At 48.8% G+C, this 19,854-nt stretch carries 20 protein-coding genes; 8 read left to right on the plus strand and 12 right to left on the minus strand.

Going from position 1 to position 19,854, the window contains the following annotated elements:
* Positions 1–44: 44 nt before the first annotated feature.
* From LW808_002505 to LW808_002530, 6 genes are all read right to left on the minus strand, one after another.
* A complete protein-coding gene (locus LW808_002505) occupies positions 45–506 on the minus strand; it encodes a type III secretion system chaperone (GenBank protein ID UPA28156.1) in 462 nt (153 codons plus the stop codon).
* 66 nt (positions 507–572) lie between these two features.
* On the minus strand, positions 573–2,480 hold the full coding sequence (locus tag LW808_002510) for a hypothetical protein (GenBank protein UPA28157.1): 1,908 nt from the start codon (positions 2,478–2,480) through the stop codon (positions 573–575).
* Positions 2,480–3,727, minus strand: a complete 1,248-nt coding sequence (gene fabF, locus LW808_002515) for a beta-ketoacyl-ACP synthase II (GenBank protein ID UPA28158.1) — start codon at positions 3,725–3,727, stop codon at positions 2,480–2,482. Before fabF ends, LW808_002510 begins: the two co-directional genes overlap by 1 nt.
* Positions 3,728–3,736: 9 nt before the next feature.
* The gene (gene acpP, locus LW808_002520) at positions 3,737–3,991 is read right to left on the minus strand and encodes an acyl carrier protein (GenBank protein UPA28159.1); all 255 of its coding nucleotides are present in this window, start codon (positions 3,989–3,991) and stop codon (positions 3,737–3,739) included.
* A gap of 58 nt (positions 3,992–4,049) precedes the next feature.
* Positions 4,050–5,261: an aminotransferase class V-fold PLP-dependent enzyme gene (locus LW808_002525; protein ID UPA28160.1), complete on the minus strand. Its 1,212-nt coding sequence runs from the start codon at positions 5,259–5,261 to the stop codon at positions 4,050–4,052.
* On the minus strand, positions 5,251–5,808 hold the full coding sequence (locus LW808_002530; GenBank protein UPA28161.1) for an NUDIX hydrolase: 558 nt from the start codon (positions 5,806–5,808) through the stop codon (positions 5,251–5,253). Before LW808_002530 ends, LW808_002525 begins: the two co-directional genes overlap by 11 nt.
* A 138-nt stretch (positions 5,809–5,946) precedes the next feature.
* On the opposite strand from LW808_002530, the gene LW808_002535 reads away from it, so the two are divergent.
* The 4 genes from LW808_002535 to tyrS all read left to right on the plus strand — a co-directional run bounded on the left by LW808_002535 (position 5,947) and on the right by tyrS (position 10,335).
* The gene (locus LW808_002535) at positions 5,947–7,362 is read left to right on the plus strand and encodes an MATE family efflux transporter (protein UPA28162.1); all 1,416 of its coding nucleotides are present in this window, start codon (positions 5,947–5,949) and stop codon (positions 7,360–7,362) included.
* 55 nt (positions 7,363–7,417) lie between these two features.
* On the plus strand, positions 7,418–8,011 hold the full coding sequence (locus LW808_002540; protein ID UPA28163.1) for a LysM peptidoglycan-binding domain-containing protein: 594 nt from the start codon (positions 7,418–7,420) through the stop codon (positions 8,009–8,011).
* Positions 8,012–8,014: 3 nt separating this feature from the next.
* Positions 8,015–8,965 carry a ParB/RepB/Spo0J family partition protein gene (locus LW808_002545; GenBank protein UPA28164.1) on the plus strand — a complete coding sequence of 317 codons (951 nt, stop codon included), beginning with the start codon at positions 8,015–8,017 and terminating at the stop codon, positions 8,963–8,965.
* Between the two features lie 203 nt (positions 8,966–9,168).
* Complete coding sequence (gene tyrS / locus LW808_002550) at positions 9,169–10,335, plus strand: tyrosine--tRNA ligase (protein UPA28165.1); 1,167 nt, start codon at positions 9,169–9,171, stop codon at positions 10,333–10,335.
* Here the strand turns inward: tyrS and LW808_002555 are convergent.
* From LW808_002555 to LW808_002580, 6 genes are all read right to left on the minus strand, one after another.
* Entirely contained in the window at positions 10,325–11,023 is a 699-nt protein-coding gene (locus tag LW808_002555; GenBank protein ID UPA28166.1) for a 2-C-methyl-D-erythritol 4-phosphate cytidylyltransferase, read from the minus strand. The two genes, tyrS and LW808_002555, sit on opposite strands and share 11 nt — an antisense overlap.
* On the minus strand, positions 11,024–12,631 hold the full coding sequence (locus LW808_002560) for a CTP synthase (protein ID UPA28167.1): 1,608 nt from the start codon (positions 12,629–12,631) through the stop codon (positions 11,024–11,026).
* 101 nt (positions 12,632–12,732) lie between these two features.
* Complete coding sequence (locus LW808_002565; protein ID UPA28168.1) at positions 12,733–13,578, minus strand: hypothetical protein; 846 nt, start codon at positions 13,576–13,578, stop codon at positions 12,733–12,735.
* Between the two features lie 175 nt (positions 13,579–13,753).
* Positions 13,754–14,401, minus strand: a complete 648-nt coding sequence (locus LW808_002570) for a hypothetical protein (GenBank protein ID UPA28169.1) — start codon at positions 14,399–14,401, stop codon at positions 13,754–13,756.
* A 58-nt stretch (positions 14,402–14,459) separates the two neighbouring features.
* Positions 14,460–14,990 (minus strand): prepilin-type N-terminal cleavage/methylation domain-containing protein, encoded by a 531-nt coding sequence (locus tag LW808_002575; GenBank protein UPA28170.1) that lies wholly within the window; start codon positions 14,988–14,990, stop codon positions 14,460–14,462.
* Positions 14,991–15,002: 12 nt separating this feature from the next.
* Positions 15,003–15,956 (minus strand): hypothetical protein, encoded by a 954-nt coding sequence (locus LW808_002580; protein ID UPA28171.1) that lies wholly within the window; start codon positions 15,954–15,956, stop codon positions 15,003–15,005.
* A gap of 152 nt (positions 15,957–16,108) precedes the next feature.
* Between LW808_002580 and LW808_002585 the strand changes: the two genes are divergently transcribed.
* The 4 genes from LW808_002585 to eno are packed head-to-tail and all read left to right on the plus strand — an operon-like array spanning position 16,109 to position 19,767.
* A complete protein-coding gene (locus tag LW808_002585; GenBank protein ID UPA28843.1) occupies positions 16,109–16,804 on the plus strand; it encodes an ATP-binding cassette domain-containing protein in 696 nt (231 codons plus the stop codon).
* A complete protein-coding gene (locus LW808_002590) occupies positions 16,788–17,795 on the plus strand; it encodes an MlaD family protein (protein ID UPA28172.1) in 1,008 nt (335 codons plus the stop codon). The genes LW808_002585 and LW808_002590 overlap by 17 nt, the downstream gene beginning before the upstream one ends.
* On the plus strand, positions 17,782–18,405 hold the full coding sequence (locus LW808_002595; GenBank protein ID UPA28173.1) for a PqiC family protein: 624 nt from the start codon (positions 17,782–17,784) through the stop codon (positions 18,403–18,405). Before LW808_002590 ends, LW808_002595 begins: the two co-directional genes overlap by 14 nt.
* A 45-nt stretch (positions 18,406–18,450) precedes the next feature.
* A complete protein-coding gene (eno, locus tag LW808_002600) occupies positions 18,451–19,767 on the plus strand; it encodes a phosphopyruvate hydratase (protein ID UPA28174.1) in 1,317 nt (438 codons plus the stop codon).
* Positions 19,768–19,854 lie beyond the last annotated feature (87 nt).

Raw genomic sequence — 19,854 nt, forward strand, 5'->3', positions numbered from 1 at the left:
CGTCGCGGCAGAGCAAGCAAAAAGCTTAGGAATACCAATAAATTTTACAGCATTGGTCCAGCGGGCGCTTCTTCAGTGTCCTCTTCTTCGATAAACTGGATTTCGTCTTTCGGGAGGTCACCTTGAAGGTAACTTGCTATTTTGTCTTTTTCTTGGAGGTTACGCTCGATAAATTTTTCTAAAACTTTTTTGAAATTTTCAAGATCAAGAAAATCCTTGTAAAGGAGATGTGCCATACCGATTTGCTTATTGTCGGCGTCGTAGCTAAAAGTCATTCCGCCAGAAGTAGGTTGCCCATTTTCGTAAACGTAGTGTCTCAGGATTTCTTTTCGGCCGAAATCAGGAAGCTCTCCCAGCTCAGAATAGAGAATGAGACCGTTAAAATGCTCATTAAACTTCAGGTGAACTTGCATATCATCGCCAACCGCAAGACAGCAGTAAGCGTCCTCATCGATTTCAAGTTCCGCTCCAATTTCATTCCCAAAATCCTTGATCACTTGCTCCATTAACTCTTTGGACATAACCGACTCCTAACGGTAGTCTAAAGAACAGAGATTGATTGTCAATAAATCTTAAATATTTTGCGCCAGTTGTTTAAGATTGTCACGGATAGCTGCGGCGACAACTGATGGACGTAGCGACTCAAAGTGTTCGGGATCGGGTGCGCGCAGGATTGTAACCGGAGCGTCATATCCGGGGCGTGTTTTTTCAGGACTAGTTGGACCAAAAAGCACAAGCGTCGGAATACTAATAAAGTTCGCCAGATGGACGCCCCCTGTATCGTTACCCACCACCAACCGGCAATGCGCAAGCTCGTCAAAGAACATGCATAGGTCGGTTTTCCCTGCACGATCAACAATACGCGGATTGTTGGGAAAGCGTTCCTTAATGGCCTGTGTAATAGGAACATCCTGTTGACCGCCGAAAAGCACGAACCGCGCATCGATTTGCGGCAAAAGCTCCTGAATTAGTGCGACCCAATGTTCGATGGGCCAACGTTTAGGGCTATGATTCGCGCTTCCGCAGATGAGACCGATATCATTGCGCTGCGGAATTCCAGTTTTGATGGCCGTTCGATCGCAGATTCCAGTGTACCCCATCTGGCGTGCGAAGTAGAGATGATCCTCCATCTGATGCGAGTGCTCTGGATTGGGCAACGTCATCAGAACATAATCGCAGAAAAACGGGCACTTTTTTTTCGGAAACCGCAACGCGAACGTATGTCGGGCCCCGAGAATCACACCCCCAATGTCACCGCGGACAGAATTATACATGCGTAGACAGATATCGGGCGTCAAGGCCCGAAATTGCCAAAGCAGCTTGTAGTGAATCGCACCGCGTTTTGGCAAGGACAGAACCTGGTTAACGGGTAGCCCATACCGTTCTCGCAATAGTTCTAAAAAGGGCGCAAAGTGTGGTTGAGCGACAAGCGAAATCTCTGCCGTCGGATGAGCGTAGCGGACCGCTCGGACAAGCGGTAGGAGCATGACGACATCACCGAGCCAATTGGGCATGTAGAGAAAAATCTTCGTCGGGCGTAGTTTAGAAGGGTCCGCGATGCTCGGATATTGAGGCAAGCTGAGCCAATCGCTGAGCTGATTGCAGACATTCCAACGGTTATGAACCCAGAGCCAGTCGCAGCAGGTAGCGGTATCCGACAAGAGCTTCTTTTCGAGCCATGCATTCATAGCCGTCGTGATGCCGTCGGTGTTGTAACGTTGGTTGCCAATTTTTGGTTTCAGCGTCAGGCGCTCTACCGTGCAGTGAGCTTGGAAAACACCCGTCCTCTTCGGGAAAAGCATGTAGATGGGGCCGTGAAATTGTCGGTAGAGTGCATCGGGGAGGTGCGTTGTCGAAGCGAGATGGCCTAAAAAGTCACAAAGGACGCCGGAGCCGCACGCATTTTGATCGAAAAGAATGACAACAATCCCCTTATGTTTGAGAATTTTTCGTGCTTCGCGGAGACCTTGATGTCGCGCTAATAATTGAAGGCCAAAGCGCCCACGCGTTTTTCGGACCCATGCTTCGAGTGCCTTGTTTTTAAAGGGGCGGTAGAGGACACCGATTTCACGCTCTTTGAGCTCCGGTACCAGAAGCGGAAGAACCGTCATGGCCTCCATCTGCGAGAAATGGGGAAGGAGGATGATCGTCGGCTGATTTTTAGCGGTTTCGAGGCACTGTCGAATGGAAACGTCGATCGTAAACGCGCGGCGAATCTTTTCCTCGGAAAGAAAGGGCATAGCCACCGCTAGTAGGCCGAGTTCGACCATTCGGATGGAACTTTGGAGGGCGAGTTTTTTACACTCACGGCGCGTTTTTCCGGGGAAAGCACCCAGAAAGTTTTCAATTGTAATTTTACGGCGGCGCCGAAAGATAAAGAAAAAAAGACGCCCGACAACCGAACAGATAAGCGAAATGATCGGGAGCGGAAGGTGTGCGACAATCCAGCCGACACTATTGAGTATCCAGGAGGTGAACATTACCGATATTTCTGGAACATTAATGCCGCGTTTTGTCCGCCAAAACCGAGATTCTCGCTAATAGCGACATTCACAGGTTGCTGAATTGCACGATTGGGAACGCAGTCGAGATCGCAATCAGGATCGGGATTTTCGTAATTGACTGTTGGTGGGATAATTCCTGTTTCGATCGCTTTCGCACAAGCAATTGCCTCGATTGCGCCTGCAGCGCCTAGGAGATGTCCCGTCATACTTTTGGTGGAACTGATTTTTAAATGTTGAGCGTATTCCTTGAAGACTTTTTTTATCGCGAGCGTCTCTGTTTTGTCGTTGAGCACGGTCGAAGTCCCATGCGCATTGATGTAGTCGACATCCTGCGGATTGAGTTTCGTCTCTTGAAGGAGGTTTTTAAGGCAACTGGCAAGGCCGTTCGCTTCTGGATCGGGGCTCGTCATGTGGTGCGCATCGCCGCTGGCCGCGTAACCGACGACTTCACAGTAAATTTTTGCTTTCCGGGCGAGAGCACTCTCTAGGGTCTCTAATAACAGAATACCAGATCCTTCTCCCATTACAAACCCATCGCGTTTGGCATCAAATGGCCGACTAGCACGTTTTGGTGTGTCGTTGAAGTGTGTTGAAACCGCCTTCATCATGCAGAAACCCGAAAAACTCAAGCCTGTCATGGAGCCTTCGGAACCACCGGTAAAGATTGCATCGGCTTTACCGAGTTTCAACATATGGTAGGCTTCTCCGATGGCATGTGAGGCGGAAGAACAAGCCGTGACGACGGAAAAATTGGGGCCTTTGAAGCCGTAGGTAATCGCAACCATCCCCGGGGCGATATTGCAAATGAGAGATGGAATCATGAACGGTGAGACCCGTAATGGACCAAGCTCATGAAAGCGCTTAGTCTGATGCTGAATGGTCGTTACGCCGCCAATCCCTGTGCCAATAATTACGCCAACGCGGTAGGGATCAAAGTTTTTCAAGTCGAAATCCCCATCGTCGATTGCTTTCTGAACCGCACCACAAGCTAAGTGCGTAAACCGATCACTATGCCTCGCCTCTCGGGAATCCATATAGTCCTCTGGGCGAAAATCAGATACCTCTGCACCCACTTGACAGGGATAGCCTGTAACGTCAAAGAGTCGGATTTTAGAAATCCCACTCCGACCCGCGATGAGGTTAGACCAAAGCTCAGAAACACTATGGCCGAGCGACGTAATCGCGCCTAAACCGGTAACAACGACTCGGCGTAAATCGCTCATGCGCACGGGCTATGCGAGGCGGCTCTTAATATAATTCACAACGTCCTTGACGGTCAGTAATTTTTCCGCGTCTTCCTCGGGAATACCGCCTTCGATTTCGTTTTCAAATTCATCTTCGAAGGCCATCATGAGTTCGACAGTACTGAGGGAATCGGCGCCGAGATCCTCTAAAAACGAGGCATCGTCCGTCACTTTATCCTCGCTTACGTTCAGCGAATTGACGATGACTTCTTTAACTCTTTGTTCGATCGATTTTTCGGCCATAATATTCAATATTCCGTACACATATGAAGTTTCGCGTTTGAAGTCAAGCGACTTTTGGCTACGATTTTCGCCCCAGAATTTTGTGTATTTTTTTCAATCCTTGGACAAGGTGATCGATATCCTCTTCTGTGTTATAAGGAGCCAATGAAACACGGGTACATCCGGTGATACCGAGGTGTTGCATAAGAGGGTAGGCGCACTGGTGACCGGCACGAACCGCGATGCCTTCACTATCTAAAATACTCGCACAGTCATGGGGATGTACATCGGGCTGCGTCCACGCGACAATCGGGATACGACGGTTTTGCGGGCATAAAATATAGACCTCTGGGAGTAACCGTTCGAGGAGTTCGTCTTGGAGTTTCTGAAGATACTTTTGCAAAGAGTCCCAGTCTAGGTTATTTAAGAACTGAATTGCGGCACGAAGACCAGCGACGCCGATAATATTCGGTGTTCCCGCTTCGAAACGCTCTGGAATGGAACGAAAGATGGCCGGTCGACCTGTAAAGATACGTTCGACGATCCCGCCGCCAAAACGTACTGGTTGACAATTATTTAAAAGCGCTGATTTGCCATATAAAAATCCGATGCCTGTGGGACCGTAAGCTTTATGAGCCGATGTAACCCAAAAATCGCAATCCATTTCTTGGACATCAATCGGGCCATGTAGCAGAGCTTGAGCACCGTCGACGACACAAAGCGCTCCGACCTGATGCGCCGCTTTTGCAATCCTTTTAACGGGATTGATCGTTCCCAAAACGTTGTGGTACTGCGCGATCGAGACAACTTTAGTCTGCGGTGAGAGTTTTTTTTGAAAATCGTCTTCGTCGAAATCCCCCTCCGGCGTCATCCCAATAAAACGCACCGTCGCCGATAGCCGCTGCCAGGGAAGAATATTGGAGTGATGATCTTGGATAGTGACGAGAATTTCATCTTCGGGAGTGAGATACGTAAACTGTGAGGCAATCCAGTTGAGACCTTCTGTCGCTCCAGAGTTAAAAATAATTTCCCCGGCTGAAGCTGCATGGATATAGGAAGCAATTGCTTGGCGCGTCGATTCGTACATGAGCTCCGATTGTGTTCCGAGATCATAAACACTGCGATGAATGTTGGCATTTTGTCTGCGAAAATGTGTGTCAATCGCCTGAATCACGACTTCAGGAACCTGAGTTGTTGCGGCATTGTCTAGATAAAAAAGTGGCTTCCCAAAGCGGTTCTGGGTCGCTAAGATCGGAAATTGTTGACGAAAAGCCTGTGGATTAAAACCCATTTTTTTCGAAAAAGTATACCAGCAGTGAGAGCGCCGCAATGCCGTGATTAATATTCCCTTCATCGATACATCGACGGCATTCTTCCGGTGAGACGAGCATAATCGAAATTTCTTCATTGGGATCTAAGTGTTGTGTATCGATTCGTTGACACTGCTCGATTAAGACGATATGGAGCCGATTATTCATCATCGCCGGATTGGGGTAAAGCGATAATAATTCATGTCCGGGTTCACCGACATAACCCGTTTCTTCGCGGAGTTCTCGGGCCGCGGCGTGAATCGGATCTTCACCGGCATCCATAATACCTCCGGGAGGTTCGAGCGAAAATTCCTGTGTTCCGAAACGGAATTGTTTTACCAGAATAAGCTGCTGTTCCGGCGTTATGGCAATCACCTGCACCCAGTCGTTCGCCTCGATGGTATAAAAAGTCCCGTGACGATGATCGATCGGGTGTTCAAACTGCTTCGCATAGACCTGAAAAATCGGGCAATTGAGCACTAATGCTTGTCTTTGCAGTTTCCAACGGCTCGGCATGTCACCTTCCATAAGGTGCGTACTGTTCGCAGATCGGGTTCACGAGTCAATCAAAATTCAAACGACGCTAACATATCGATTAGGAAATCCCGTATTCGGTATGAGAATTACGTTGAAATCCGTCTCCGTTGTTGCTACTTGTTGGAATACATGAGGTTGACAAAATATGAGCCCGGAAGTTTTGCCGAAATTTGGACCCTTGCGTGGCCAATGGTCCTCGCTGCGATGTCAAACTACCTCATGAGTCTTGTCGATCGCTCATTTTTAGGGCGGTACTCGACGGAGGCGATGGTTGCTGCAACGGGCGCCTACACCGTTTATTGGACACACGTACGAACGATGATGTCGTTTATCGCGATGGCGACGGTGATTGTCAGTCAATGTCATGGTGCGCACAGTTATCGTCAAATTGGGCGTATTGTTTGGCAGGTTCTCTACGTGGCCTTTGGATATTACATGGTACTCATTCCCTGTGCGATTTTCAGTAAAGATCTGTTGGCGGATGCTTACAGTACACTCGGAGCACCCTACTTATCCATTATTCTTCTGACCTTACCATTTCATTTAGCGGGGTATGGTGCGATTGGAGCATTTTTTCTGGGGATCGGTCGAACACGGATTGTACCGGTTGTGATGATCATCTCCAACGTCGTCAATATTGTTCTCGATTATTTATTAATCTTAGGTCATGGTGGATTTCCACGCTTAGGGATTATTGGTGCGGGCTTAGCGATGGGGATTGCGCAGATGGTCGCGTTTTCCATTTTCCTCTACCTCTTTTTACGGCGTCCATTCCGCCGCTATTACCACACGCATGTACCCATTTTTTGTTGGCCATTAATGAAGCGTCTCTTTTCGTCCGGGACTCCAAATGCGATTAACTCTCTATTTAATGCGGGTGGGTTAGCGCTAGTTTTTCAAATTGTCGGTAAAGTTTGTTCGCCGGATGCGATCGTTGCATTTTCGGTTGCCCACACCATTCACCTTGCATTTTGGTCGTTTACCGATGGTCTCGGCAAGGGCGTTTGTACCATTTGTTCAAACTATATCGGGAACGGCCAGATGTGGCGTTTACGAAAAATCATTCGGCCACTACTGACGCTGATGGGTATCTTTGGTGCGGTAACCGCGATTTTTATGGTGATCGCGCCCCAACTTGTCTTGCCGATTTTTGATATTCCCAATACCTCTCCCGAATTTTTTGCCGTATTCCGTAGTGTCTTATTTTGGGCGTGGGTTGCTTTGGTGATCGACTCCGTTCGCTGGTTAACACAAAACGCACTCATTTCTGCGGGGGATGCGTTATTTACGATGTTTTCAAATGTCGGATGCTTTTGGGGATTTTCATTGCTACCGATTAGCCTCATGGTCTACGTCTATCGTTGCGCGGGAGCACGGTTTTGCTGGCAGTGCTTTGCTACGGATGCGGGGATACGGATCATTTTAAATTGGCTTCGTTTTTGCTCGAAACGCTGGCGGTATCACGCACGTCGTTCTTTTCGGGTTTCGCGAATGGACCGGCAGATGCGTCGCCGTTCGCGAAATGCACGTCGGGCTTCAATATAGGTTTTCGAGAAACCATTGACAACGCATGCGGTTATGTAAAATCCCGCGCAGAATGATGTTCAGGTCCGTCGTGTGGGGTATTCTGTGTTGTGTGACGTCCCTTTGTGCGGGAAAAAGTTTCACTCCTCCGCTTCGAGAGGAGGTCAGTGCGCTTTCCTTTGAGGTATCGGCTCTTCAAACTGAGGTCCGTAATCTCACCGCAACCGTACAAAGTCTCCAAAAAGAAGTTGAAGTCCAAAAGCTTGCCCGGGATACGTTGAGTGATGCGTTGCGTGAAAAGGTCCAGAAATTGGTGACGGATGCCCTAACGCCATACGTCAATCGTGAAGAACTCGTCCCCCAGTTTCAGACATTTTCGGCGCAGGTTTCCGAAGAACTCACAGCGCTTGCAGAACGCTTTCAAGTCGCGCTCAACCGTATTATCGCGGTGCTCAACGCGCAGCACTGTTTGTCCGAGGTAGCTCAGGGAACGATGAAAAATCCGGGCGAAGGCATCGCTTATGAGGTCAAGGCCGGAGAGACGTTAGAGGGTATCGCTAAAAAATTTGATACGACGGTCGAGACGCTCGAAAAGCTCAACTTTTTCCCGAAAAAGGGCCAAGTGACGCCTGGTCAGATGCTCTTTATCCCGATTAAAGGAGCGAAGTAGACAATGGTCAACGGGAAGCGATCGCGATTAGGCCGTGGCCTTGAAAACCTCATCATGCACGGTGTGGGGAGCAGTCTAGAGCCGGTGTCGACAAAGGAGGAACCTATAGATGCTTCGTTAGTTTCTGTAGAGCGCCAAAGTATGACCATTGAGGAAGTTGTGCCCGTTGCGGAAGTTCGGGAGATCGCGCTAAAACACATTATACCGAATGTCAAACAGGCTCGGCGGACGTTCAATGAAACCGCGGTTAAGGAGCTTGCTGAGAGTATCAGCCAAGAGGGGCTTTTACAGCCGATTCTTGTGCGGCCTTCTGAAGGGCAGTTTTTTACAATTGTCGCCGGAGAACGTCGTTTTCGGGCAATGCAGTCGTTGGGAAAAGAGACCATTTTAGCGCGTATCATCCGAGCTACGGAGCGTGATTGTGCGGTGATTTCACTGATCGAAAATCTCCAACGTGAGTCCCTTAATCCGGTCGAAGAAGCGCTTGGGTTTGCGAACCTCGTCGAAGAATATGGTTTTACGCAAGAACAGATTGCGCAACGTGTGGGTCGGGCGCGCGCGACAGTGGCGAATGTCATTCGGTTACTCAACCTCGAACCGGATATGCTTCATGCTCTCGAAGTGGGACAGATCATGCCAGGGCACGCCAAGATTTTGTTAAGTGTCGAGGATCCCATTGCACGCCGTAAGCTCTTTGAAAAGATCATTGACGGAAATCTCAATATTCGTCAAACGGAACGCCAAGCAGCACTTTTAAAACCAAATCTTACAACGGTTGTTGCTTCAACGCCGAATGAACTTAGCACGTCGCTCATGAAGATTGAAAAACAGATCGCGGAGCAACTTGCAGCTGAGGTTTCGTTGCAACATGGACCCAAACACGGGAAAATCGTCATCGAGTACAGCGGTGAGCAAGAATTGTTAAGGATTATCCAACTCATGGGGATTGCTTAATGTCGATTCAGCTTCAAACTTTTTGTCGGAAATTGGGTCACTTTGGGCGTTCGAGTGGCCGTTTGGGTGTTTTTCTCCTTTGTGTCCCTTTTTTTCTCATCTATCTCGGGTTGGCGTTACTCAAAAATGCTTATCGTGGGCCACGTTCCGGCGAAACGCGCTAGAGCATTGACCTCGGCGCTTGTCGTTTTAACGTGGGGCCCATGGATGTGCTGGAACAGTTGACCAATGGTGTCGATACCCTCGTAAACTGCGAATTGTTGGCGAAAAAGCTCGCAGAGCGCCGCCCGTTACGCGTAAAGTTAGGGGTCGATCCGACACGCCCGGATCTGACCTTCGGGCATATGGTGGTTTTCAATAAACTGCGGCAATTTCAAGACTTGGGGCACCAAGCGATTCTTTTGATTGGCGACCATACCGCGACCGTCGGTGATCCGTCGGGGCGTTCTGCGACGCGTCCTGTCCTTACACAAGATGAGGTCGAACAAAATGCGAAAACTTACCTCGAGCAGGTCTTTCGTATTCTTGATCCTTCGAAAACGGTCGTCCGCCGAAACAGCGAGTGGTTTCGGAAAATGACATTCGATGATATGCTCATCATTGCACGGAAGATGACGGTTGCGCGAATGTTAGAGCGTGACGATTTCGCAAAGCGCTATCATGATAATGCTCCGATTTCGATTGTTGAGTTTTTGTACCCGTTGATGCAAGGGTATGACTCGGTGATGCTCGAGGCGGATGTCGAGCTCGGTGGTACGGATCAGCTCTTTAATCTTCTCGTGGGGCGCACGCTCCAAAAGGATTACGGGCAACCCGAGCAAGTAGTGATGACAATGCCGCTTCTCGTGGGACTCGACGGCGAACGCAAGATGTCGAAGAGCTACGATAATTATATTTCGTTCAACCATTCAGCTGCTGAAATGTTTGGAAAAATCATGTCGATTGCGGACGAGACGATGTGGATCTACTTTAAATTGCTGCTACTGTACTCAGACGCACAAGTCGAAAACCTTCATCATCAACACCCAATGGAAGTTAAAAAGTTACTAGCAAAAACACTCGTCGCGCGATTTTATGGGGACGAAGTTGCAAGCGATGAATGTCGCCAGTTTGAGTCGGTTTTTTCGAAAAAAGAGCTTCCCGATGTGATGCCCGAAGTTGCGTTAGCGGCGCTACCCGAGGAAAAGAGAATGCTCGCGGATATCATGGGGGTTTCTCAGCTCTTTGAAAGTAATCGCGAAATTCGGCGACTCATCGACCAGGGAGCAGTGAAAGTTAATGGCGTAAAAGTTGCCGATCCGAGACATCCGATCGTTCCAGATGATGTGATTCAATCCGGGAAGCGCGTATTTTTCAAAGTTACAGCTTAGCCAAACTTTTGGTGTATTCGGACAAAAGAAATTCGATGAGTACGCGATCTTGAGGATATGTCAGCTTAAAATTCGGGGTGTGATTTTCCACAATTTTTAGCGTCCCCGTGTAGATGCCCGTATCGTCGGTTACGTTTTGAGGATTTTTAAAAAATTTTTGATAGTCGTTATAGAGTTGCGGCAGATAAAATGCCTGCGGGGTTTCGAGCGCCCAAAGTTGTTCGCGTGGTGGATAGGTACGTTGGGGCTCCCATAGAACTGTATCTGTAATTCGGTGAGCGAGTGTTGCTCCTACATCTTTTGTGACGACGTTGCGGAGATTTTCTAGATTTTGTGCGGTTAGTAGCGGACGAGCACCATCGTGAATAAAGACGATAGTTTCACGCTTCTCGTGGTTAAAAATCCACTCAAGTGCATTGAATACCGAATCCGTCCGCATTGCGCCACCAAGGATGAATTGTAATGAGGCTAAGGCTTGTGGTAGCCATTGTTGAGCGGTTTTTTCGACGATATCCCGCTGTTCTTCCGAATGGCAAACGATGATTTGTTGATTGAAAAATCCGCTCGAGATAAAAGCGTGAAGCGAGTACAAATACGCCGGAATTCCATTCAGAGGCGCTAGGCATTTATCACCGAAACTCCAGCGTTGGCTTTGCCCGGCGACGAGAATAATCGCGACATATTGCATCTAGGCACGCGAAGACTGGTATTCGAGCACGTGCGCGATGAAATCGGCAAAAAGCGGGTGGGCGCGGCGCGGTTTCGACTGGAACTCGGGGTGAAACTGGACGCCAACGAACCACGGGTGGTCGCGGAGCTCCATGATTTCGACAAGATTGTGCTCCGGATTAATGCCGGAAAAAACGACGCCATGCGATTCGAACTCGTCGCGATAATCGTTGTTGAACTCGTAGCGGTGGCGGTGACGCTCATTGACGTAATTTGCCTGGTATGCGGCAATTGCCTTGGTATTTTCAACGAGTTTGCAGGGATAACTTCCGAGGCGCATGGTGCCGCCCTTTTGCGTGACATGGCGCTGATCGAACATCATCCGAATGACGGGGTAGGTCGTTTCGGGGACCATCTCTGTACTGTTGGCGTCGGCGTAGCTCAAAACATTGCGCGCGAACTCGATGGCGGCGATTTGCATTCCGAGACAAATGCCAAAATACGGAATATGATGTTCTCGGGCAAACTGTGCCGCGCGGATTTTCCCTTCGATTCCACGGATACCGAAACCGCCGGGCAACAAAATGCCACTGATACCCTCGAAAAACTCCCCAAGATCATCGGCCAGCTCGAGTTCCTCCGCGTCGATGACTTCGACATTGACCTTGCAATCATTTTGGATGCCGCTGTGCGCGATCGCTTCGTAGACCGATTTGTACGCATCTTTGACATCGAGGTACTTGGCGACGAGGCCGATCGTACAGATTTTTTTCGGAAATTTAATTTTTTCAACAATTGTCTCCCACGGCGCGATATTGCTTTCGTGTAAAGGGAGCTGCAATTTTTGGCAGACGATTTCGTCGAGTTTTTCTGAGTGCAGGAGGTACGGGAGTTCGTAAATCGAGACCTTGAGGTCGAGCTCTTCAATAACACTGGCGACGGGAACGTTACAAAAGAGACTGATCTTCTGTCGCATATCGTCCGAAATCGGGATTTCCGTTCGACAAACAATAATGTCGGGTTGGATGCCGATTTCGCGCAACTTGGCGACGCTTTGTTGTGTTGGTTTGGTCTTCAACTCGCCCGCGGCGCGGAGAAATGGAATTAATGTTACGTGGATAAAGAGCGCATTCTCGTGACCCAGCTCTAACGCAAGTTGTCGTAGTGCCTCGAGGAAGGGGAGCCCTTCGATATCGCCAGTCGTTCCTCCGATCTCGGTAATAACGACATCGGCATCTTCGCCGGAGCCGTAGATTCGCTCCTTAATCTCATTCGTCACGTGCGGAATAACCTGGACGGTTTTGCCCAAGTAATCGCCATTGCGCTCTTTTTGTAAAACTGAAGCGTAAATCTGACCCGACGTCAACGTATTGCGCTTCGAAAGTTCCGCGGACGTAAAACGCTCATAATGTCCGAGATCGAGGTCGGTTTCAGAGCCATCACTAAGGACATAAACCTCGCCGTGTTGCGACGGATTCATCGTACCTGGATCGATATTGAGATACGGATCGAACTTCTGCATACAGACCCGGAGTCCGCGGCATTCCAAAAGGGCGCCGAGAGACCCCGAAGTCAATCCCTTCCCAAGCGACGATACAACGCCCCCTGTGATGAAAATGTACTTCATGGACCTCGAGAATTAACGGAACCTCGACCAAGGACAAGGTAAAACCATCGCCCCTGAGGCCGAGACCTCTTGATACTCAGTTCGCTTTAAAAGAAGTACTCCTATTCGAACGTGAGTTGAAAGTTCACCGCTGGAACCGGTACATAGCTTGGGAGAAACCAGAGGCTTTCCTTGTTCGCGAAAGGCATGGGAGCATATCGGCTATTGAAGGCATTCCTATCGTCACCGATTGCGTAAATTTTTGCGGAAGATTGGATGAAAAATGCAAGAAGGATTTGCACCATGTGCGCGACTATGTAAAAATCACGCGGACACACGAAAGCTGTGGGAAAAGTATTTTCCTTCGCTAAAATGACACCGAGTGTTTTGTTCAGTTTTTCAATAGCGTAATAGATAACTGATTTTCCATTGATGAGATTTAGATGTTGAGCAAGTTTCGCGTAGCGCGAAATAGTACGTGCGTCCTTGTTATGCTTGTTCATACGAAATAGTAGTTGGGCGCCTCCCGTTACGTTCACTTGGCCCATAGGGTTTGACATGCCATTTGTAAGCATAAGCGCACACCACCTTTCTAGTAGGTCTACTAGGCGTTGCAGATCGTCGATGTTATGGAAGTCGTACCCGAAACGCAACGCAAGATCATCCATTTTACAGGTATGAGGAATTCTTTGAATATCTTGAAAAATTGTCGTCCTTTTAAGGGCATTAATTGCTTCCAAAATGTCCATCAATATTGCGCAGTAGGGAACTAAATCTGGATTATGGGGATTGGAAAGGAATTCAAGATACATCGCCTCAAGCGTGTCAATGTCCGGAGTAACCGCTTGCTGGTGCGCAGCAACGGGAGCTTGTGGTGCTCCTTGGTGGTGAGCGTTGGTGCTACCAAAGAGAGAAGAACCCGTTAGTAGTGTAAGAATTATACAATTTTTTCGAATATTTAGCTTCATAGCGATGGACCTTCTGCCACTGCTTTTAATCGGAGTCAAGATTATTTTTAAAAAATTATAATCTTTTAAGAAACGGCTAATATTTGTTATGATATTGTGAACTTTCGCATCCATAAAGGGGTTCCCTTAATCCCGATATCCCATAAAATTGATAATGTATGACAGGTATTTTGACCTATTCGCTGCGCCAGGAAATGGCGTCGAGAGAATGATTGTTGTCGCCAACGGTAAAAAAAATGACCTTTTCGCGTAGCCCTTCTGGAGGGACTTTTTTTTGAATGGAGCGGTAGGAGCTAAAAATGTTTTGAGGGATCAGAACATCGTCGTCCATATCGCTTTCGATGACAAAGTAAATTTCGGGGTTATTAAAGCGATCCGCAAGGCGTGTTCGATCAATTGTTTTTTCGTTTTTCGCAATCCAAAAGTCGTCGTCGCTAAACTCGATAAAAGTTGTTCCGTTGGGGTTCAGGTACGCGTGCTCGTCGCGGAGCGCAGTGATACCGTCGAGTTCCTTACCAGAAAGCGCGCGCATGAGGTTCGCCGAAATGGCTGCGTCAAGAGCAATAACTTTTTCGGAAGGTAGTTCCTCGGATTCAGAGAGAAGTCGAGGAAAAGCGCCATATTCATTAAAATAATCACGCATGCCGACGGCGTAACGATTCAGCTGGACTCGGGATTGTGCGAGATGCATCGAACGTTTGACGCGGTTGAAAGTCGGCCAAATGAGCCCGATGAGGATCGCGATTGTGGCAATAACGGCAAGTAGCTCGAGGATCGTGAATGCTCCCCGACGACGAACGGGGGCAACACGCAATAAATCCATACCCATGCAGACTCTGCTAAGAAATTTTTCGGTTCCGTCACGAAAGAATGTGATAATTTTAAAGAAAACCGCCGTTAGTGATAATGAGATCGCCGGCAATCCTGCTATTTTCGAGAATGACGCCATCCTCAGTAACGTTTGTTGATATATCCGCGTTTTTGGGGGAAATCAGTATGTAAGAAGGATATCCCCAGCGATCGGGATCTTCGCGCAGGCGGTAGTAGTAGATGTAAGCGTTGCCAAAAGGGTTAACCAATGCTCCCTCGATTTCAGTAAGGGCAATGTCAATCCAATCAGTTTGACTTTCTGGAGTGCTACCATCGGGGAGAATTTTGCCATTAAGTGCCGAACAGAGAATTTTCCCTTGGCGTGCGTTGTGTTGGGCGACCCAGGGGTAGTCCCCGTAGGCCGTGCGATAATTTTCTAAAATATGCGCGATTTTGATCATTTCAGCCCGCGCCAGCATCGCTTTTTTACGCCCACGGAACGTTTCCATGCCAATAGCGCCAAAAGCCCCCAAAAGTAGGAGCAGCAAAAAAACGACGCAGACCATTTCGATCAGAGTGAATCCGCGGTGCTTTTTGTGCATGAAGTTTCTCACCTAAAAAATGTGGTCTAATGTCAGGCCCGTTGCCGTAAACTTGTCACGTCGATGGTAACTGCCAGAGAGATGAAAAGTTAAAAGCCAGTGCGAGGCGAGCGCATAGTGGAAATCGGTCGATAATAGGAAGTGATTTTTGATCGGCTTCGTCGTTTTTGGAAGTTCTGTCTTGCCGTGATAATTCAAGGCGCCACCATGCTCGCGATGCCGGAAGTTATGTTGGCCCCCGAGAAAAAATCGGATATCGAACTTCGCGCGATCGTGTACAAGGTAAAGGCCCGCGATTCCATCGAGATCCGACGCGTGGAAGTTCTGTTGATCCCAATCTTTTGCGCCGTGGTACTTGATGTGGTCGTTGATAAGGCCAATCATCGGGCCAAAGGACCAGGCGTGATGATCCCATAGGTAAGTAGCGGTGTATTGGCTGTGGAGTGTTCGGCACTGGTGTTTTTGGTAATTCAATGACGTGTGCCCTAAATCAGTCCGCGCCGAACCGAAGGAAAGGAGCGTGCTCGTTGCAATTTCAAGACCCCAAATATGAAAGTGACCGCCGTATCCGAAAAATCCCTGTTCGATACGTGTGCGTTTTAGTAAATCTCCCGAAAACTTGAGGCGATCCCGTGCGCCACCGCCAAAGAGTCCCAGCGCATAGGCCCGACGCAGTAGAGGGCTGTTATAGGAGAGATTGCAGCCTGCAAGCGCAAGCGCTGTTGAGCCATGAAATTGATCCCCCGAGTGCCAAGCGTTGTGAGCGCTTCCATAGATTTGAAATGGGAACTTTTTTTGTGGAAAGATTTCGTGCCACTCAATGAGATGTTGAAGTCCCGTTTGACTAATGACCTTTGCATTATGACGTAGTGCCGAGGTCATTTCGGTGTATCGGTTCTCGTACGCGGAGCAGGCTAAAGTGCCCAAAATAAGAAAAATGCCCCAAAGTTTCGTTTTACTTGCCACCATTCCCCAAAAAAAGTGTCGATTGAGACGTAGGGATCAAGCTCGATTCTTTTTATTGCACTTAGATAAAAATTTTTTCAGAATGGATAGCTACGGTGGACTCGGCCCTGACAGTACACGACTTGACTTTAGCCTATGGGGAGACGGTCGTGATGCGTGATCTCGAGTTTCAGATTAAACACGGCGAAATTTTTTTAGTTATTGGTGGCAGTGGATGCGGCAAAAGCACATTGCTAAAGCATCTCATTGGGATTGAGCCCGTTCCCCGGGGAAAAGTACAATATGGCGAGGAAGATGTGAATGACGTGGTTACCTCCGAACAAATCGCTCAAAAACTTGGTGTCCTCTACCAAAGCGGAGCGCTATGGGGGGATCTCACAATTGCGGAAAATGTCGCCCTGCCACTGAGCTATCACACTGATCTCTCGGAGCGCGATATTGCGGATCTCGTAGCATTTAAGTTGTCGTTGGTCGGCTTATCGGGGTTTGAAACATTCTATCCCTACGAAATTTCGGGGGGAATGAAGAAGCGTGCTGGCCTCGCGCGGGCGATGATTCTTGATCCCGAGATTTTATTTTTCGACGAACCCTCGGCGGGTCTCGATCCGATTTCGTCGAAACACCTCGATGACCTTATTCGGGAAATTCGAGATTGCTTCGGGACGACGATCGTAATTGTGACCCATGAGCTCGCGAGTATTTTTTCGATCGGTGACCGGGCGTTATTTTTAGATGCAGAGACGCAAAGCGCACTCGACATTGGAAAGCCCACATGGCTACGGGATCACTCAAAGCCAAAAGTACGGGAATTTTTAACGAGAGGAGGGGGCCATGAGCCAAAAGTGTAGCCCAACTCTAATTGGTATCTTCGTTGTTTTCGCCCTAGCAATTTTGGTAGGGATGGGAGCGGTGCTGTTTAATAACAAACTTTTTAAGCCGACCACGAAGTTCGTGATGTATTTTGATAGCTCGATGAATGGGCTCGATGTTGGTGCCCCAGTCAAGTTTAAGGGAGTTCGCATCGGTGAAGTCAAATCGATTGACGTTTCATACGATACCGAGACTGGCGTTGTTTTGACTCCAGTGATTGTGGAGCTTAATTCGTCGATTTTTGCTCCCAGTGCGCGTCCACTTTCTCGGGCTGAAAGCGATCAGTTCTTTAACCACCAGATTATGGGTGGGCTCGCGGCGAAGCTCTCGATGGAGAGCATCATTACGGGGAAATTATTTGTTGAGCTCGATTATCACCGGCCGAATAAGGCGCGATTTTACGGGAAAAATGAGACAAAGTGGACGCAGATTCCGACTGTACGCTCTGCGATCGAAAAGTTTATGTCGAGTGCGGATAACATCATTAAAAAGCTCAGCGCCATCGACTTTGGTGCGCTTTCTCGACATGCGACCTCGATCCTAGCCTCGATTGACCAACAGATCCAAAAAACCGACCTCCGCGAGCTCGTCCATAATTTCTCTGTGATGGCGGTAACGATCCGCGACTTTTTCTCCTCGGAAATGATCCAAAACCTTTTGAAGTCGATTCAGTCCGCGGCAAAGGGCTTTGACCAGGTATGCGCGAAGCTATCATTGGCAATCGACCGCCTTGAACAGAAATGTGATACAACTTTGGAGGATGCGCAAGGAGGGATCCACGAATTTATTGCGGTATGTCGGCGAATTGAGGAAATTACATCGCCGGAATCGGATATTCGACAGAATGTTAAGGTACTTTTACTCCGTGGGGCCCAGGCGATTCGCTCGCTCCAATCCCTTCTTGATCTATTAAATAAGTCGCCCAATGCACTTTTAACGGGAGTTGATTATGGACATGACGCGCGTTAGTATCGTTCCCCTCATCTTGTTCCTTGCGGGATGTCAGATATTAGAGCCAAAGCCCGACGAGACGCGGCTTTTTCTGATAGCGCCACGGATACCAGAAGTTTCAGCGCCAGCGATTAATCAGGCGACCGTACGGATTTCGATCCGGCATTTCCCAAAACATCTCGAGAGTCCTTACTTTATCGAACAACTTGGGCCGAATGAGCTCAAAGAACTCCCGAAGTACCGTTGGGCGGTCCCGCTTGAAGAGAGTATTTTGGACCTGCTCCGGCGCTATATTCGCAATAGCTTCCCGCGAGTTGCCGTTGAGATCTTTCCCCGAGATAGCGCGCAGGACGCCGATCACGCGATCCGCATTGATGTCGAGGAGTTGGCAATTGATATCCGTAACCAGCGCATTAGCTTTACGGGAGAGTGGGAGTTTTATAATCTGAAGCAAAAGTCATCGGATCGCTCGCCATTTGAATTTCATATGCCCCTTCCCGCATCGTCGGACCGTTACGCTTCCATTGCGGCCCAAATTGAACAGGCCATGATCGCCCTCTGTCTGAGTATTGTTCAAAAGATGGATCTCCTATTGCTTAAGAGCGAATCTGAGACTAATGCCCCCTAAAATGGGCTTGCGAAAACAGCTCTAGCGCGTAAACTCGCCATACTTATGGTGAAGCGGACGATTTCAGATATTGTAGCGCGAGAGATTATCGACTCGCGTGGCAATCCAACGGTAGAGGCCGATGTCATTTTGTCGGATGGTACGATGGGGCGCGCGGCAGTTCCTTCGGGAGCGAGTACGGGGGAGCGTGAAGCGATCGAACTCCGTGATAAGGATGCGGTCGATTTTGCGCCCGAGCACATTGACGTGAAGCGCCGGTTTAACGGAAAGGGTGTCCTCGCCGCGGTCCACAATATCCAGGAACGAATTGGGCCTGCGCTTGTTGGTTTAGATCCTTTTGACCAAGCGGGTATTGATGGCGTCATGTTGGCGATCGATGCGACGGAAAATAAAAGCAGCCTTGGCGCAAATGCCGTTCTAGCGGTTTCGCTCGCTGTTGCAAAGGCGTCGGCAAAAAGCCTCCAGATGCCGCTCTACCGTTATCTTGGTGGGGTTAATGCCCGGACGTTGCCGATCCCAATGATGAACGTACTCAATGGTGGCGCCCATTCCGATGCGCCGATCGATATTCAGGAATTTATGATTATTCCGCACCGCGCAAAGACTTTTCGCGATGCCGTACGGATGGGAGCCGAGACCTTCCATGCGCTCAAATCGGTCCTCAAAAATCGTAAGCTTTCGACGGCGGTCGGCGATGAGGGTGGTTTTGCGCCCGATCTCGCGTCAAACGAAGATGCATTGGGCGTTATCGTCGAAGCGATCGAGTTAGCGGGATATCAACCCGGAGAAGAGATTTCCATTGGACTTGATGTTGCTGCTTCCGAGTTCTTCGATTCCGAAAAGGGTCGTTATATCTTCAAAAAGTCGGATCAGTCGGTTCATACCGCTTCGGAGCTTGTCAGCTGGTACCATGAGCTGGCACAGAAATACCCGATTCGCTCGATCGAAGATGGTCTCGACCAGAACGACTGGGAGGGTTGGGCGGAACTCACCAAGCGCCTCGGCGAAGAGATCCAGCTCGTCGGTGATGATTTATTTGTAACGAATCCAGTTTATCTTGCCCGTGGGATCGAGCTCGATATCGCGAATTCGATTCTGATTAAGGTCAACCAAATCGGCTCGCTTACCGAAACCTTAGATTGTATCGAACTTGCTAAAACTTCAGGTTATACGAGCATCGTTTCGCACCGTTCGGGGGAAACGGAGGACACGACGATCGCCGATATCGCTGTCGCTACAAATGCCGGACAAATCAAAACCGGGTCGATGAGTCGTACCGATCGGATCTGCAAGTACAACCAGTTGATGCGGATTGAAGAAGAATTGGGTGACAGTGCAATTTTTGCTGGTAATGTCGATTAGCGTTCTTTCAATACCCACTCACAGATTCTTTTCATATAACAACCACTTCCTTTAAGGGAGTTATCGGGGCGCAGTCGAAAGGCTGCG

The organism is Verrucomicrobiota bacterium (genome assembly GCA_021294815.2).
Lineage (GTDB): Bacteria > Verrucomicrobiota > Verrucomicrobiia > Opitutales > LL51 > LL51.